Source organism: Mycobacterium sp. NPDC003449 (assembly GCF_053588415.1).
In genome coordinates this window covers 1-14,805 of sequence record NZ_JBSFPX010000081.1, presented here as the reverse complement: position 1 = coordinate 14,805, position 14,805 = coordinate 1, and the positions used below count along the sequence as shown (strand labels likewise).

Annotated in this window: 12 protein-coding genes; 6 read left to right on the top strand and 6 right to left on the bottom strand. The window is 68.3% G+C overall.

Going from position 1 to position 14,805, the window contains the following annotated elements; genetic code table 11:
• Window positions 1–5 precede the first annotated feature (5 nt).
• On the bottom strand, window positions 6–458 hold the full coding sequence (locus tag ACWDTP_RS20310) for a GlcG/HbpS family heme-binding protein (RefSeq protein ID WP_450022985.1): 453 nt from the start codon (window positions 456–458) through the stop codon (window positions 6–8).
• A gap of 186 nt (window positions 459–644) precedes the next feature.
• On the opposite strand from ACWDTP_RS20310, the gene ACWDTP_RS20305 reads away from it, so the two are divergent.
• Entirely contained in the window at window positions 645–2,312 is a 1,668-nt protein-coding gene (locus tag ACWDTP_RS20305) for a PucR family transcriptional regulator (RefSeq protein ID WP_450022983.1), read from the top strand.
• Here ACWDTP_RS20305 and ACWDTP_RS20300 read toward each other — a convergent pair whose 3' ends face one another.
• On the bottom strand, window positions 2,313–3,701 hold the full coding sequence (locus ACWDTP_RS20300; RefSeq protein ID WP_450022981.1) for an MFS transporter: 1,389 nt from the start codon (window positions 3,699–3,701) through the stop codon (window positions 2,313–2,315).
• Between the two features lie 389 nt (window positions 3,702–4,090).
• On the opposite strand from ACWDTP_RS20300, the gene ACWDTP_RS20295 reads away from it, so the two are divergent.
• On the top strand, window positions 4,091–5,650 hold the full coding sequence (locus ACWDTP_RS20295; RefSeq protein WP_450022979.1) for a hypothetical protein: 1,560 nt from the start codon (window positions 4,091–4,093) through the stop codon (window positions 5,648–5,650).
• A gap of 3 nt (window positions 5,651–5,653) precedes the next feature.
• Window positions 5,654–6,361 carry a YoaK family protein gene (locus tag ACWDTP_RS20290; protein WP_450022977.1) on the top strand — a complete coding sequence of 236 codons (708 nt, stop codon included), beginning with the start codon at window positions 5,654–5,656 and terminating at the stop codon, window positions 6,359–6,361.
• 8 nt (window positions 6,362–6,369) lie between these two features.
• On the opposite strand, the gene ACWDTP_RS20285 is transcribed toward ACWDTP_RS20290, so the two are convergent.
• Window positions 6,370–8,721, bottom strand: coding sequence for a sulfatase-like hydrolase/transferase (locus ACWDTP_RS20285; RefSeq protein WP_450022975.1), 2,352 nt, complete (start codon window positions 8,719–8,721; stop codon window positions 6,370–6,372).
• 54 nt (window positions 8,722–8,775) lie between these two features.
• Window positions 8,776–9,456, bottom strand: a complete 681-nt coding sequence (locus ACWDTP_RS20280) for a DUF2306 domain-containing protein (protein ID WP_450022973.1) — start codon at window positions 9,454–9,456, stop codon at window positions 8,776–8,778.
• A gap of 57 nt (window positions 9,457–9,513) precedes the next feature.
• Between ACWDTP_RS20280 and ACWDTP_RS20275 the strand changes: the two genes are divergently transcribed.
• From ACWDTP_RS20275 to ACWDTP_RS20265, 3 genes are read left to right on the top strand one after another with little or no spacing between them, the layout of a single operon-like run.
• Window positions 9,514–10,221: a TetR/AcrR family transcriptional regulator gene (locus ACWDTP_RS20275; RefSeq protein WP_450022971.1), complete on the top strand. Its 708-nt coding sequence runs from the start codon at window positions 9,514–9,516 to the stop codon at window positions 10,219–10,221.
• Between the two features lie 45 nt (window positions 10,222–10,266).
• The gene (locus ACWDTP_RS20270; RefSeq protein WP_450022969.1) at window positions 10,267–10,899 is read left to right on the top strand and encodes a TetR/AcrR family transcriptional regulator; all 633 of its coding nucleotides are present in this window, start codon (window positions 10,267–10,269) and stop codon (window positions 10,897–10,899) included.
• Window positions 10,896–12,398 (top strand): glycosyltransferase family 39 protein, encoded by a 1,503-nt coding sequence (locus ACWDTP_RS20265; RefSeq protein WP_450022967.1) that lies wholly within the window; start codon window positions 10,896–10,898, stop codon window positions 12,396–12,398. The genes ACWDTP_RS20270 and ACWDTP_RS20265 overlap by 4 nt, the downstream gene beginning before the upstream one ends.
• A 34-nt stretch (window positions 12,399–12,432) precedes the next feature.
• On the opposite strand, the gene ACWDTP_RS20260 is transcribed toward ACWDTP_RS20265, so the two are convergent.
• Both ACWDTP_RS20260 and ACWDTP_RS20255 read right to left on the bottom strand, forming a co-directional pair.
• Window positions 12,433–13,113 (bottom strand): TetR/AcrR family transcriptional regulator, encoded by a 681-nt coding sequence (locus ACWDTP_RS20260; protein ID WP_450022965.1) that lies wholly within the window; start codon window positions 13,111–13,113, stop codon window positions 12,433–12,435.
• A gap of 126 nt (window positions 13,114–13,239) precedes the next feature.
• Window positions 13,240–14,667: an NAD(P)/FAD-dependent oxidoreductase gene (locus ACWDTP_RS20255; RefSeq protein WP_450023019.1), complete on the bottom strand. Its 1,428-nt coding sequence runs from the start codon at window positions 14,665–14,667 to the stop codon at window positions 13,240–13,242.
• Window positions 14,668–14,805: the final 138 nt, after the last annotated feature.

Genomic DNA, 14,805 nt, shown 5'->3' with positions numbered 1-14,805 from the left:
GCAGGTCACGCGCGAGCGACCGATGCGGTCAGCGCTTCGAACTCCGCCAGCATCGCCGCGCCCACGGCCTTGTCCTGTTCGCCGTTTCCCCCGCTGATCCCGACACCGCCGACGATCTGGCCGTCGAACACCAGCGGAAACCCGCCCACGAAGATCGCGAACTTACCGGGCAGCATGTGGCTGATGCCGAAGGCCTCGTTTCCGGGCAGCGCCGGACCGTTCGGCGGTTCGTTGAACAAGTGGGTGGCGCGTTCATGACCCGCGGCGGTGAACGCCTTCGCGATGGCGATGTCCACGCCGGTGAGCCGGCCTCCCGGCAACCGGTGCAGCGCAACGACGTTGCCACCGTCGTCACATACACACAGTGTCTGCTTGACGCCGATTTCCTCGGCTTTCGCCCGGCCCGCGGCCAACAGCGGCAACGCGTCGTCGAGGGTGATGCGGTGAATTCGATGCATTGGCTCTTTCGCTCTCTCGCGGCAGTCATGTCGGCTGACACCGGCATGTCTATCAATGCGAGCGCCCGGAACGGGATGGTCAATATGACCTGAATCAGTACCCGATATCGGTTAAGTTGCACATGGTGTCTGTGCCGGCACGTCCGGTAATCGATACACAACGCACACAAGAGCACGGGGTCTGACATGACGGAACCACCGACCGACAGCGGGCGCATGACGGTGCAGGGCCTGCTCGACGAGGAACTCATGGAAGGCGCCAGGATCATCGCGGGCGGCGACCGGCTCGACGTCGAGCTGAGCTGGGTGTTGCCGCTCAACGAAGTTCTGGCCCAACACGACCCGCTCGACGCGGTGGCGGTGTACGCCCGGCCGGGGTCGTTGGCGGCGAAGGGAGCCGCACTGTCGGCGCTGACGGCCAGGGGCGCGACCACCCTGCTGGTGGACGGTGTCCTGCCGGCCGATCTGGGCCGGCTGCCCGACGGGCTGGTCGTCATCGAGCTGGGCATACCGGTCGGCTTCACCGCGCTCAACCGGCTCCTGGCCGAGCGCGCGCTCAGCCAGGAGGTGCACGTCATGCGGTACTCGACGCATGTGCACGCCTCGCTGGCCGGGCTGTTCCACCGCGGCGCCGGGCTGCAGATCCTGGTCCGCGAGGTGTCCAACCTGGCCCGCACCCCGGCGGTCGCGCTGGACTCCCGCGGACAGGTGGTGGCCTATAACGGGTTGACACCGGAAACTCTTGCACCACTGTCCGATTCGGTGAGGGATATGCTCGCCGCCGATGTGCCCGCCGCCGAGCGCCGCGCGGACGGGCACGACACCCGGGTACAGCCGGTCAGCGGCCTGCACGAGAGCATCTGGACCTGTGTCGCGAGCGCGATCCGGCTGGGCAAGTCATTCGAAGGCTGGGTCGTGGTCCTGGCCCCCACCGCGGCGCCCGGCAGCCATGATCTGGCCCGCTACGAGGTGCTGACCGGGCAGGCCACCGCGATCATCGGTTCGGAGATGTTGCGGCAACGCAGCGTCGACGAGGCCGAGGAACGGGCCCGCGGGGACTTCGTCCAGGCACTCGTGCACGGCAGCTTCTCGAGCGAACACGATATGCGGGCCAGGGCCGAACACCACGACATCGAACTCGACGCCCGGTTCGGCGTCTTCGTCGCGCCGGGCCTGCTGCCCCGCCAGGTGGACAATCCCGCCGCGAGCATGGTTCGGCTGGCCCGTTACGCGGCAGGCGTCGCCGCCCACCCGGCGGTGCACGCCTATGTCACGGTGATCGGCGATGTGCTCGTCGTCGTTCGCACGCTGCGCAGCCAGGACGGTGCGGCCATGCGTGCGGAGATGACCGAGTACGCCCAGGCCATGTCGCTCGAGCTGGAGCGACGCCGGGGGGTGCGGGCGCCGGTGGCCTACGGCCGTCCTGCCAACGGCGCCGCCGAGGTGCGGGAGGGTTACCGGGAGGCGCGCGTCGCACTCGGTATCGCGCGCCGGCTGCACCGCACCGGCGCGACCTCGTATCAGGATCTGCGGGGTTTCACCGTACTGGCCCAGGTGTCGGAGACCGAACAGAGCCGTCGACTCGTCCGAGATACCTTGGAACCGTTACGGTCCGGGCCCGACCTGCTGGAGACACTCGGCGCGTATCTGACCGAGGGCGGCAATGTGAATGCGACGGCCAGGGTGCTCAACGTGCACCGCAACACCATGCTGGCCAAGCTGGACCGGATCTCGCGGTTGCTCGAGATGGACATCCGGGTGCCCGAGAACCAGTTCACCGTGTGGCTGGCGATCCGCCTCGATCTGCTCGACGAGGTGCATTCGGCGATCGACCGCGAAGCCAGCTTCCGCTGATCACACCGGCCGCGGGTCGGGGCCGACGAAGGACCCGGCCAGCCCGAGTGCCGCCACCACCGCGCATGCGGCGAACACCGCCGGGTAGGCGGACGGGTGCACCGCGTGGCCCAGAGCGACCCCAACCCACGCCGCGCCGCATGCCGAGCCGGCGAATCGGACCAGGTTGAACACACCCAGCCCGGTTCCCTGGCCACCGGCAGGCGAGCGCGTGGCGCCGGTGGCCGCCGGGGTCTGCACCAGTGCGATACCGACCCCGCCGGCGATCAGCGCGACGATCAAAGCGGGGAGCACAAGCCGGTCCTGCGCGAGAACGCCCGCCATCCCCACCTGGGCGGTCAGCAACAGCACCAGACCGGTGCGCAACACCCTCCTCGGCCCGAGCCGGTCCTGCCACCTGCCCACCGCCGGGCCGAGGATCACCATCGCGGCGGGCACCGTGAACAACACGATGCCCGCGGCGGAGATCGACACCGAGTGACCAACCAGATACAGCGGTACCGCCAGCAAAGTCGCTCCGAGACAGAACATCTGGGCGAAGGCCGCCAGGCAGCTGCGGGCGAACCTGGACTCGCCGATCAGCCGGACGTCGACGAACGCGCTGCGGACCCGCAGGCAGTGCCGGCCGAACCAGGCCAGTGTGACGAGGCCCGCGCACACCGTGCCGGCCGCCAGCCAGCCGGTGACATCGGGCCGTGACACCACAGCCAGCCCAAGCATCAGCAACGCCGAACCGACGGTCAGCGCGGCCGCGCCCGCCAGGTCGAACGGCATCCGGGTGCCGGGATAGCGCGGCACATAGCGCAACGTCCCGGCGAATCCCGCCAGCGCCAGCGGCACCAGTGGAACGAAAACCCAGCGCCATCCCCAGGTGTCGGCCACCAGGCCGCCCAGGCTGGGACCGACGGCCTGGCCGATCCCGTTCGCCGACGCCCACGCTCCCATCGCCCGGCCCCGGCGGTCACCGGAGAACATCCACGCGACCAGCCCCATCACGGCCGGGGAGAGCGCGGCCGCGGCGACCCCGCCCACCGACCGCCACGCGATCAGCAGTCCCAGCGTCGGCGCGGTCGCGGCACCGATCGCGCATACCGCCGTCGCGAGCATCGATGCACAGTAGACCCGCCTGCGGCCGAACCGGTCGCCGAACCACCCGGCCAGCGGTATCGTCGCGGCGAAGCAGACCAGGAAGCCGACCACCACGAACACACCGTTGCCCAGTGGAGCGTCGAACTCATCGATGATCGCGTCGAGCGGCACATTGACGACGTTGTTGCTGAGCGTGCCCACCACCGTCCCCGCGAGCAGGGCCGCAAGGCCCAGCGGGGTGCCGTCGTCCCGCGCCGTCGGCATCGGGCCGGGCGGGGTGGCGGAGCGAATGTGGGTCATGGGGTGCGCAACCATCCTCGTGGTGAACGAAATACGACGTGAGCCAAGGGTTTCCATCCCGTCCCTGGCACTGTCTCACCGGAGCGGCTTCCGGTGGGCGATCCGGACCGGAGATGGTGCACAGGGGAATGCCGTGCGGTGTGGGCATCCTAACCCGCCGCTCCCCGGCAGCGACGCCGGAGAGCGCCACCCCCGACCGGGCCGGACGTGACATCGCAAAACGTTACGTCATGGAAACCGGGCGGTACCCCGAGGACAAGTTTCGAACACACTGCACATAGTGAGGCGGTCGCGGCTGTGCACTGTTGTCGTTGACCCACGTCGCGACCGCGCCGACCATTCCAGCATCAGACTGCACAGCCCCCAGCAGTTCAACGAGAGGTCCCGCTTTGGACACCCACCTCACCGCGGCGCACTGGATCTATCTGGCAGGCATCGTCGTCATCTTGCTCACGATGGCGGCCCGCAAGAACATCGTCGTACCCGCGGTCACCGCGACCCTGCTGACGGCCTGGGCGTTCTCCGGCAGCCTGATCACCGGGCTGTCGTCGATCTTCAACGCCAGCCTCACCGCGGCGAAGGAACTGTTCAACATATTCCTGATCATCGCGATCGTGACCGCGATGCTGGGTGCGCTGCGCGAAATGGGCGCGGACCGGATGATGGTCACCCCGTTCCGCCGGGTGATGCGAGCGGGCACCAGCAGCTTCGTCGTGCTGGCGGTCGTCACCTATGTGATCTCGCTGTTCTTCTGGCCGACCCCGGCGGTTCCGCTGGTCGGCGCGGTCCTCATCCCGGTCGCCATCCGGGCCGGCCTCTCCCCGCTCTCGGTCGGCATGGTGATCGCCATCTCCGGGCAGGGGATGGCGCTGTCGTCGGATTACATCATCAAGGTCGCGCCGGGTATCTCGGCGAAGGCCGCCGGGGTCAGCGCCGACGCGGTCGCCGACAAGGCCATGGTGCTGTCCCTGATCGTCGGGGTGACCGCGCTGATCATCACCTACCTCATGCAGCGCCGCACCTGGCGTACCCCCTCACCGGAACTGCTGATGGAATGGGAGAACGCGGCGGACCGCCGCGGCGGAACGGACGCCGAAGCGCCGTCGGGCGGGGGTGCCGCACCGACGACCACCCCGGCTCCGCCCGCGACCGGGCCGCTCGGCACGGGCGGCGCGACGGCCGCCGCGACCACCACCGTCGTTCTCACCGAGCCAGAAGAACCCGCCCCGGCTCCACGAAAGAAGTTGTCGGCCAAGGTCTTCGCCCTCCTCGTCCCGCTGGTCTACCTGGCGTTCATCGTGTACCTGCTGCTGGGCAAGTTCACCACGGCGGTACCCCCGCTCAAGGGCGGTGACGCGGCGGCCATCGTCGGTGGTCTGGCCGCGATGCTGCTGTTCGCGGCATCGGCCACCAACGACAAACGCAATTTCCTGGAGACCTCCTCCCAGCACGTGGTGGACGGACTGGTGTTCGCGTTCAAGGCCATGGGGATCGTGTTGCCGATCGCGGGGTTCTTCTTCATCGGCAACGGCGACTTCGCCGCGGCGATTCTCGGGATGCCCGCCGACGCGAAGGGCCCGGCGTTCCTGTTCGACCTCATCACCGCCGCCCAGTCGCATCTGTCGCCGAATCCGGTGATCACCGCGTTCGCGGTGCTGTTCGTCGGCCTGATCGCCGGTTTGGAGGGGTCGGGTTTCAGCGGGCTGCCGCTGACCGGGTCCCTGTCCGGAGCGCTCGGCCCGGTGGTGGACATGGATCCGGCGACCCTGGCCGCGATCGGACAGATGGGCAATATCTGGTCCGGCGGCGGAACCCTGGTCGCGTGGTCCTCGCTGGTCGCGGTCGCCGGTTTCGCCCGGGTACCGGTGCTGAGCCTGGCCCGCAAATGCTTCCTGCCCGTGATGACGGGGTTGGTGCTGGCCACGGCAGTCGCGATCGTTATCTTCTGAAGAATGCTGCGACTGGACAATTCGCGTCTGGAACTGATCGCGATGATCGCGCTGACCTTCGTCACCGGCATCGTCGACGCGGTCGGCTACCTCGGACTGGATCGGGTTTTCACCGGCAATATGACCGGCAACATCGTGATCCTCGGCATGGGCGTCGCGGGTGCGGACGAACTGCCCGTACTCGGCCCGGCGATCGCACTGGCCGGGTTCACCGCGGGGGCGCTGGCCGCGGGGTTGGCGGTGCGCCATCGGCCGGCCTCCGGCTGGGACACCCGCATCACCGTCCTGCTCACGCTCGGGGCCGCGGTGCTCCTGATCCTGACGGTCGGGTTGGCCATCGGCGGTGACGATCCCGGACGCACCGGACAGATCGCGACCGCGACCGCGACCGCGGCGGTGATGGGTCAGCAGGCGATGGTGGCCCGCGCCCTGGCGGTCAAGGATATGACCACGGTGGTGGTCACCTCGACGCTGGCGAGCCTGGCCGGGGAAACCTGGGCGCGCGGTGCGGCGCATGGCCCGCTGGCCACCGTGTTCAACCGCCGGCTCGGCGCGATTCTGGTCATCTTCCTCGGTGCGGTCACCGGCGCGGTCCTGCTGCGGCTGCACATCGCGGTGCCGTTGGGGCTGGCCGCCGGGCTCACCTGTCTGGTCGTGCTGGCGGGACATCTGCGCCTGCACCAACGGGTTTCGGCCCGGCAGGCCGCCTAGTCCCCGGCCTAGTCCTTGGAAAAGGCAAGCGCCAGGGTGGCTTCCACGTCCTCATAGGGCGTACCGGACAGATCGACGGTGACCTGGGCGATGGTGCCGCCGGTGAATCCGAAAGGCGCCCGGTAGCTCTGCGACACCGCCGACCCGGTGTTGCGGCCGACGGCGATCCCTCCGCCGGCGAGCGCGAACATACCCGGATGGGTTTGCATATCCGGCAGTTCGGCCACCGCTGCATCGTCGACGAACAGGGTGGTGACCCCGACGGGCGTGTGGCTGCCCTCGACCGTGCCGGTGCGCTCGAACTGGACGCCCAGGATGTGGCGGCCCGGCGGGACCGGGTCCGGCGAGGTCAACAGCTGCTCGCGTTCGCCGAGGAAGTTGTAGACGTAGTGCAGGTGCCCGTCGGCGATGAACAGCACATGCCCGCCGTGCGCGCCGCCCTGTTTGAACAGCACGCCACCGGCCTCGGCGCTGTCCACGCTGACTTCGGCCAGCACCTTGAACGACTGCCCGCGCAGTTCGGCGGCGGCCCCGAGCCCGACCTCGGCGGTGTTCGGATAGTAGGTGTAGGTGGTGCGCTCGCCGGCCAGATAGGGCCGCCACCGGGTCATGGTGTCCATCATGTTCAGATCGGCCAGCGGCAGCCCGTTGTACTTGTCGGCCTCGCTGAACCACAGTGCCTTGAGCTCGTCGAGTTTGTCCGGCCGCTCGGCCGCCAGGTCGCGGCACTGACTTCGGTCGGATTCGATGTGGAACAACTCCCAGCGGTCGGCGTCGAAATGCGACCAGCCCGACGGCGTCGCGGCGTGCACGGTGTTGGCGAACCAGCCCTGGTGCCAGATTCCGCGGGTGCCGAGCATGGTGTAGAACTGGGTCTCTTTCCCGGTGGGCGCCGCCGGATCGGCCAGGGCCACTTTGAAACTGACCCCGTCCAGCGGTTTCTGCGGGATGCCGCGGACCAGTGCGGGTGGCGTGATATCGAGCAGGTCGTAGACGGTGGGGGTGATGTCGCAGACGTTGACGTAGTTGTCGCGGACCTCGCCGTGCGCCGCAATACCCTTGGGCCAGGAGATGATTGCGGTGTCGGCGATACCTCCCTCGTGGGATGCGTAGCGTTTGAACAGCTTGTAGGGCGTGTTGAACGCCATCGCCCACCCGATCGGGTAGTGGTTGTAGGTCTGCGGCCCGCCGAGGCGGTCGATGAATTTGAGGCCTTCCTCCGCGGTGTCGATGTAGCCGTTGAAGAACTTGGTCTCGTTGACCGACCCGTTGGGCCCGCCCTCGCCGCTGGCCCCGTTGTCGGAGATCACCACGATGATGGTGTCGTCGAGCTGGCCGGACTCTTCGAGATAGTCGAGGATGCGTCCGATCTGGTCGTCGGTGTAGGACAGGAACCCGGCGAACACCTCGGCCATCCGGGCGAACAGCCGTTTCTCCTCATCGGACAGCGTCTCCCACGGCCGCACGGTGTCCTGGGCCGGCCAGGGTTCACCGTTCGGGCCGGTGGTCTCCGAGTAGGGGTTGATCGGGGACAGCTCGGTGTCGGGCGGCACGATGCCGAGTCGTTTCTGGTTATCCAGCACGATCTCGCGGTACCGCTCGTAGCCCATGTCGAACCTGCCGGTGTAGCGGTCCGCCCACTCCTTGAACACGTGGTGCGGGGCGTGCCCGGCGCCGGGGCACAGGTAGGAGAACCACGGCTTGTCCGGTGCGATCACCTTCGCGTCCCGGATGAATTCGATGGTCTTGTCCGCGAGGTCCTTCGACAGGTGGTAGCCGTCCTCCGGCGTGGCAGGCGGATCGACCGGATGGTTGTCGTAGACCAGATCCGGGTACCACTGGTCGGTCTCGCCGCCCATGAATCCGTAGAACCGCTCGAATCCCCGCGAGCACGGCCAATGCCTTTTGGTGGCGGCCAGATTGGACTCCTCCAGCGGAGTCAGATGCCATTTGCCGACGCAGTAGGTGTTGTAACCGTTCTCGGCGAGCACCTCGGACAGCAGCGCGGTGTCGAACGGAATCCGGCCGTTGCAGTTGGGGAATCCGTCGGTGAATTCCTCGATGGTGGCCATCCCGACCGTCGTCGCATTGCGACCGGTGAGCAGCGACGCCCTGGTCGGCGAGCACAGCGCGGTGGTGTGGAACTGCGACAGCCGCACCCCGCGTTCGGCGATGCGGCTCATGGCCGGCATGTCGACCAGACCGCCGAAGCAGTCCCAGGTGGCGATGCCGGTGTCGTCCCACACCAGATAGAGCACATTGGGCGAGTTCTCGGTCGCGGTCGGGGCGGCGTACGGCGCCCAATCCGGTTCGGAATCCCTGATGTCGAGTGCGATCTTGCCGTTGAACTCGGTTGCCATGGCGCCTCATCCCGGTCGGTCAATCGCCGCCGAGATGGGCGATCCGCCCGGAGACTACACCGGCTGACGGTCGGCCGGGCGGGAAACCGGGGACGCCGGGCGCGGCGTTTGCCGGTGCAACCAGCGCTGCAGCACCAACAGCGGCACCGTCCAGCCCAGCCAGGCCCCGAGGCCGGCCATCGCCCACGTGAAATGCTGCTCGTTCCCGCCAAAGACGCTGTCGCGCAACGGGTCGAAAACCGTGAACAACACCGGTGTCCAGATCCGGTTGGTGATGATCGAGAAGGCCAGGACCGCGCTGCGCAGCAGCTGGCGCCGGTGCCTGCCGAACCGGCGGTTGCGGGCGGCGACGAATCCGTCGACGGTGAACCACAACCACAGCGCCGAGAGTACGACATTGCTGGCGGCCACCACCGGACCGAACGGCGCAGCCGCACCGATCACCAAGGCGCACAACGCCGCCGGCACGGCGGACCAGACATAAACCCGGCCGGTGCGGCGGTGCAGTGCGGGGTGACGGCGACGCAGCCCCGGCCAGATCTGCGCAACGGCGGCCACCATCGCCACGCTGCCGAGCAGCACGTGCGCGACGAGCAGCGGGTAGTGCCAGGCGAACATCGCGGGCACGCGGGTGCCACCGGTGAAGTAGGGCGGCAGCGAGTAGGCGAGGAAGACCCCCACGACGGCCGCCAAGGCGATCGCGAGGCCGACCCGACTCCTGGATGCGTATGTCATACGCAAAAGGGTATGTCATACGCATCCTGGCTGCCACCCGGTTTACCCTGGATCTCGATGGCCGACGATGAACTGCCCCGCGCGCTACGCCTGCTGTGGCAGGTACCGGACCCGCCGCGCCGTTCGCGCGGGCTCACCCGGGAAGCGATCGTCGCCGCCGCGATCGAGCTGGCCGATTCCGACGGCCTCGCCGCGGTGTCGATGGCGCGGCTGGCCGAACGGCTCGGCTGCGGGACGATGTCGCTGTACCGGCACGTGGCCAGCAAGGACGAGCTGGTGACGTTCATGGTCTCCGACGGCCCAGGACCGGCCCCGAAACCTGCCGCGGCACCGGGTTGGCGTGCCGCGCTGGAGAATTGGGCCATCGGCCTGTGGGAGGTCTATCACCGGCATCCGTGGATTCTGCAGGCCGCACCGTCGGGGCCGCCTGCCGATCCCGGCCAGCTGACCTGGCTGGACGCCGGTCTGGCGACCCTGGCGACGACCACGATGACCGAACGCGACAAATTGGCGGCCGTCGTGGCGGTTCTGCATTTCGTGCGCGGCGCCGCCGCGCTGGCCATCGACGATCCCGACGGCGACGACGGCACCTTCCCCGCACTCCTGCGCCGACTGGTCGATGCCGAGCGGTTTCCCGCCCTGGCCGCCGCTATCGCGGGCGGGGCCTTCGACGGCGGCCCCGACGATCCTTATGCGACCTTCCGCCTCGGCCTGACCCAACTCCTCGACGGCGTCGGCGTGACCGTGGCAGGCACCGGACGCTGACCGGCGCCCGCCCGGCCGACTGGCCGTGTGTGTTAAATTCTGGCCATGCGGCCAGAAAATAGACTAGATGGTCAACAGCGGTCGTTCATCGAGGAGGCCCGGCGTCGCCAGATCATCGCCTCGGCGGTCGAGGTCCTCTCCGAGGTCGGTTACGGCAACGCGTCGTTGGCCCGGATCGCCGAGCACGCGGGCATCTCCAAAGGCGTCATCTCCTATCACTTCGCCGGCAAGGACGACCTGATGACCCAGGTCGTCATCCAGTTGTTCGTATCGGGCGCCGAATACATGGCGCCGTTCCTCGAGGCCGCACAAGGGTGCCGAAACCAGCTGCGCGCCTACATCGAATCGAATCTGGCCTACATCGAGGCCAACCGGGCCTTCGTGGCCGCGATGACCGAGGTCGTGTTCAATCTGCGCGACGCCGACGGCGCCCCGAAGTTCATCAACTCCGGCAACGACGACGAGATGATCGCTCCCCTGGTCGAGCTCCTCGCCGACGGCCAACGCACCGGCGAGTTCGGTGCATTCGACCCGACCGTCACCGCGAAGCTGATCCGCGACAGCATCGACGGCATCGCCGGGCGGGCGGTACGCGAACCCGACTTCGACGTCGCCGCCTACACCGCGGCACTGACCCGGCTGTACGAATCGGCCACCGCGAAGGACGATCAGCCGTGAGCACCTCCACCCTCACCGAGACCTCCGAATCGACGTTGCCGCGGTTTGCCACCGCGGGCGTCGCGTTCATCACCACGGTCGCGTCGACGGCCCTGCTGATATTCCTCGGCCAGTACGGCTATTTCGGCGATGAGCTGTACTTCCTGTCGGCCGGACGCCGGATGTCGCCGAGCTACGCCGACCAGGGCCCGCTGCTGCCGCTGATCGCCCACGTGATGGACGGCATCGCTCCCGGCTCGCTGTTCGCGCTACGGATCCCGGCGGTACTCGCCACCGCCGGGGCCATCGTGGTGAGCGCCCAGATCGCCCGCGAGTTCGGCGGCGCCCGCACCGCACAGCTGCTCACCGCAACCGGATACGCGACGTCGCCGTTTCTCCTCGCCCAGGGCGCGCAACTGTCCACCAATGTGATCGACATCCCGCTGTGGACGCTGATCACCTGGCTGCTGGTGCGCTGGGCCCGGACCCGTCACGATGCGCTGCTGATCTGGGCCGCCGTGGCCACCGCAGCGGCGCTGCAGGTGAAATGGCTGACCCCGTTCCTGTGGTTGGCGGTCGGCCTGGCGGTGCTGGTGTCCGGACCGCGAGAGTTGTTGCGTCGCAGGGCGCTATGGCTGAGCGCGGCCGTCGTGGCGGTCAGCTTCGTGCCGAGCCTGATGTGGCAGGACCGCAATGGCTGGCCGCAGTTGTCGATGGGCGACGTGGTCGCTGCCGAGGGCGACGTCGTCGGCGGCCGGCTGCTGTTCATCCCGACGGCGATATTCGTCGCCGGCGTGCTGGGCGGCGTGCTGCTGCTGTGCGGAGTGTGGGCCCTGCTGCGCTTCGAACCGTTGCGCGAGTACCGATATTTCGGCCTCACGGTGCTTGCGCTGTTCGTCGTATTCCTCGTGCTCGGCGGCCGGGCCTACTACGTCGCCGGGGCCTACCCGGTGGCGATGGCGGCCGGTGCGGTGTGGCTGACCCACGATGTGCGGCGTTGGAAGCAGATCACCGCGGTACCGTTGGTGGCCGTATCGACGGCGTTGGCCGCGTGGTCCCTACCCTGGCAACCGGAACGCGATATCGCCCCCGCGCCGGATTCCGAGGATCTGACGATTCTGCTGTACGGCAGGTTCGGCTGGCCCGATCTGAACGAGGCCACGGCACGTGCCTACCGCGGGTTGAGCCCCGGCGAGCGTGCCCACGCCGTGGTGATCGCCGACTCCTACTGGCAGGCCAGCGCCCTGGACAACTACCGCGGCGGTTATCTGCCCGCGGTGTACTCCCCCAGTCGGGGCTGGGGATACTTCGGCGCCCCACCGGATTCGGCGACGACGGTGCTGTTCGTCGACCAGAGCCCGGACACCGCCACCACGCTGTGCGCCCACACACAACCGGTCGGCCGGGTGGATGCCCGGCTGGGATATTCGGGCGTCACCAAAGATGTGACGATCTGGAAGTGCACCGGGCCGCTGCTGCCGTGGTCGAAGGTGTGGCCGTCGCTCATGCGGATGGACTAGTTCCCACCGCGAGCAGACATGTGGGTACCCCATTTCACGGGTTTTCGGGTACCGGGGCGTCTGCTCGCCGGAGATGGCCGGCGTCCAGCCGGGCGGCGATACCGTCGAGCAGGAGGTCGAGCGCCGCCTCGCACGCGCTTCGCCGCATCGATTCGTCGAGCAGGTGGCTGGTGGCCGCGATGTTCGGGTGCGTCTCGGCGGGCAACTCCCCGTAGGTGTCGCGCCAGGTGTTGTCGTCGCGCTCCCGGCGCTCGGCCGGCAGCGCCTCGAAGGCCGCGTCGAGTGCCGCGAATCCCAGCATCTGGTCGATGAACGCGTGATAGACCTCGACCGCCTCCCGCTCGGCGAACCCGGCCGACCGCAGCAGCCCCAAAACCGTTTCGATGACCTGGATCTCGTGGGCTCCGCCGCTCACCCGGCTGGCCGCCAGCACCCCGGCCTGCGGGTGGGCGAGATAGATCCGGTGGACCCGCAGACCGAGCTCCCGCATGTCTTCGCGCCAGTGCCCGGTCGGTTCCCAGTCCTGCACGACGCGGCGCAGAAGTTCCTCGGTGATGGCCAGCACCACGTCCTCGATGCCCCGGAAGTAGCGGTACAGCGCGGTCGGGTCGGCGCCGAGAGCGGTGCCCAGACGCCTGACGGTCAGGCCGGCCGCGCCGTGGTACGTCAGCACCCGCAGCGCGGCCTCCACGATCACCTGTTCGGACAGGACCACGCCATGCTTGGTCGATCGTCGTCGCGTCCGAGGCGACTGGGACTTCATGGTTCGGCCCATCGCATTACCCTCCGGGCGCTTACGTCAACGCCTGGGCCATGCTAAGCGACGAGGTTGTTCACCCGCTCACGAATCGAACCCCAGCCCGAGCGAATCGAGGGTTTTCAGCAGCGCGTTGCGGCGCCCCTGCCGGTGGTCGGCGCGGTCCAGCGACCAGCGGGTCGCCTGAATCCCGACCGAGGCCAGCGGTTCCGGCGGGAACGGCAGCGGAGTGGACTTCACCATGTCGAGCTCGGTGCGGGCCGTCGGGGTGCCCGCGAACCGGTCGAGCAGGACCTCGGCGGCGAATCGCGTCGCCGCCACCCCGAGCCCGGTGAACCCCGCGGCATATCCGACCCGGCCACCGTGCGCGGACCCGAAGAAGGCGCAGAACCGCGTTGACGTGTCGATCACTCCGGCCCAGCGATGGGTGAAGCCGATGTCCTCCAATTGCGGGAACGTCGTGTAGAAGTGCCCGGCGAGGCGCCGGTAGGTGGCGTCGCGATCCTCGTAGCGGGGCCGGATCCGGCCTCCGAAATGGTAGATCGCGTCATACCCGCCCCACAGGATGCGGTTGTCCTTGGACAACCGGTAGTAGTGGAACTGATTCGACATATCACCGATGCCCTGCCGGTTGCGCCAACCGATCTCGGCCAGTTGGGCATCGGTCAGCGGTTCGGTCATCAGGGCATAGTCGTAGACCGGCACCGTGTGGTAGCGGTATCGCTTCAACAGTGACGGAAACCCGTTGGTGGCCAGGATCACCCGGTCGGCGGGCACCGACACCCGCTCGGTGCGCACCGCCAACGGCCCGCCGCGGCGATCCGGCCCGATGCCCAGCACCTTGCTGTGTTCGTAGATCTCCACACCGAGTTCGGCAGCGGCACAGGCGAGTTCGCCCGCCAGCTTGGCCGGGTGAACCAGCGCGGCGCTGTCCTTGGACCACACCCCGGCCAGATAGGTGGGTGAATCGACCTCGGACCGCATGGCCTGGCGGTCGAGGTAGACCTGCCCCGGTCGCACCGGGGCCGCGGCCAACCCGGCGGCCTGATGGGGCTCGACCGCGACCGAGATCGAGCCGGTCCGTTCGAAGTCGCAATCCAGACCCAGTGTGTCGACGGACTTCTCGATGGCGTCGAGGTTTTCCATCCCCAACCGGTCGAGCACGTCGATCTCGTCGGGCCAGCGACGGCGGCCGTTCTCGACACCGTGGGTGAGCGACGCCTCGACGAATCCGCCGTTGCGCCCGGAGGCCGCCCACCCGATCGTCTGCCCTTCGAGCAGGGCCACCCGCAGGCCCGGGTCGCGCTGTTTTGCCCGCAGCGCCGACCACAGACCGGTGTACCCGCCGCCGACCACCACGATGTCGTAATGCGACGTCGTGCGGGTCAGCGCCGGATAGCCGGGCGCGGCGGGTACATCGTCGAGCCAGAAGGGCTGCAGCACGGTGTTGGCCAGCGAGCGGTCGATGAGGCCTGGAGCGGGAACGGTTCGTTCGAAAACGGTTTGCACGATTCTTCCTGGGTGATGACGTAGCACCAAGTAAGAACCATTCGCGGCGTTAGCTCAAGAGTGTTGACATAAGCGGTCACCCCGGCCGTTCAGCGGCCCCCGGCTTCTTCGGCGAGCAGACGCGGCGGTACCCCATTTCGT

Excerpts from the sequence above, each read along its gene's own strand:
- ACWDTP_RS20280 (WP_450022973.1), bottom strand. The coding sequence starts at position 9,456 with ATGACATACGCATCCAGGAGTCGGGTCGGCCTCGCGATCGCCTTGGCG.
- ACWDTP_RS20270 (WP_450022969.1), top strand. The coding sequence starts at position 10,267 with ATGCGGCCAGAAAATAGACTAGATGGTCAACAGCGGTCGTTCATCGAG.
- ACWDTP_RS20275 (WP_450022971.1), top strand. The coding sequence starts at position 9,514 with ATGGCCGACGATGAACTGCCCCGCGCGCTACGCCTGCTGTGGCAGGTA.
- ACWDTP_RS20290 (WP_450022977.1), top strand. The coding sequence starts at position 5,654 with ATGCTGCGACTGGACAATTCGCGTCTGGAACTGATCGCGATGATCGCG.
- ACWDTP_RS20300 (WP_450022981.1), bottom strand. The coding sequence starts at position 3,701 with ATGACCCACATTCGCTCCGCCACCCCGCCCGGCCCGATGCCGACGGCG.
- ACWDTP_RS20285 (WP_450022975.1), bottom strand. The coding sequence starts at position 8,721 with ATGGCAACCGAGTTCAACGGCAAGATCGCACTCGACATCAGGGATTCC.
- ACWDTP_RS20310 (WP_450022985.1), bottom strand. The coding sequence starts at position 458 with ATGCATCGAATTCACCGCATCACCCTCGACGACGCGTTGCCGCTGTTG.
- ACWDTP_RS20305 (WP_450022983.1), top strand. The coding sequence starts at position 645 with ATGACGGAACCACCGACCGACAGCGGGCGCATGACGGTGCAGGGCCTG.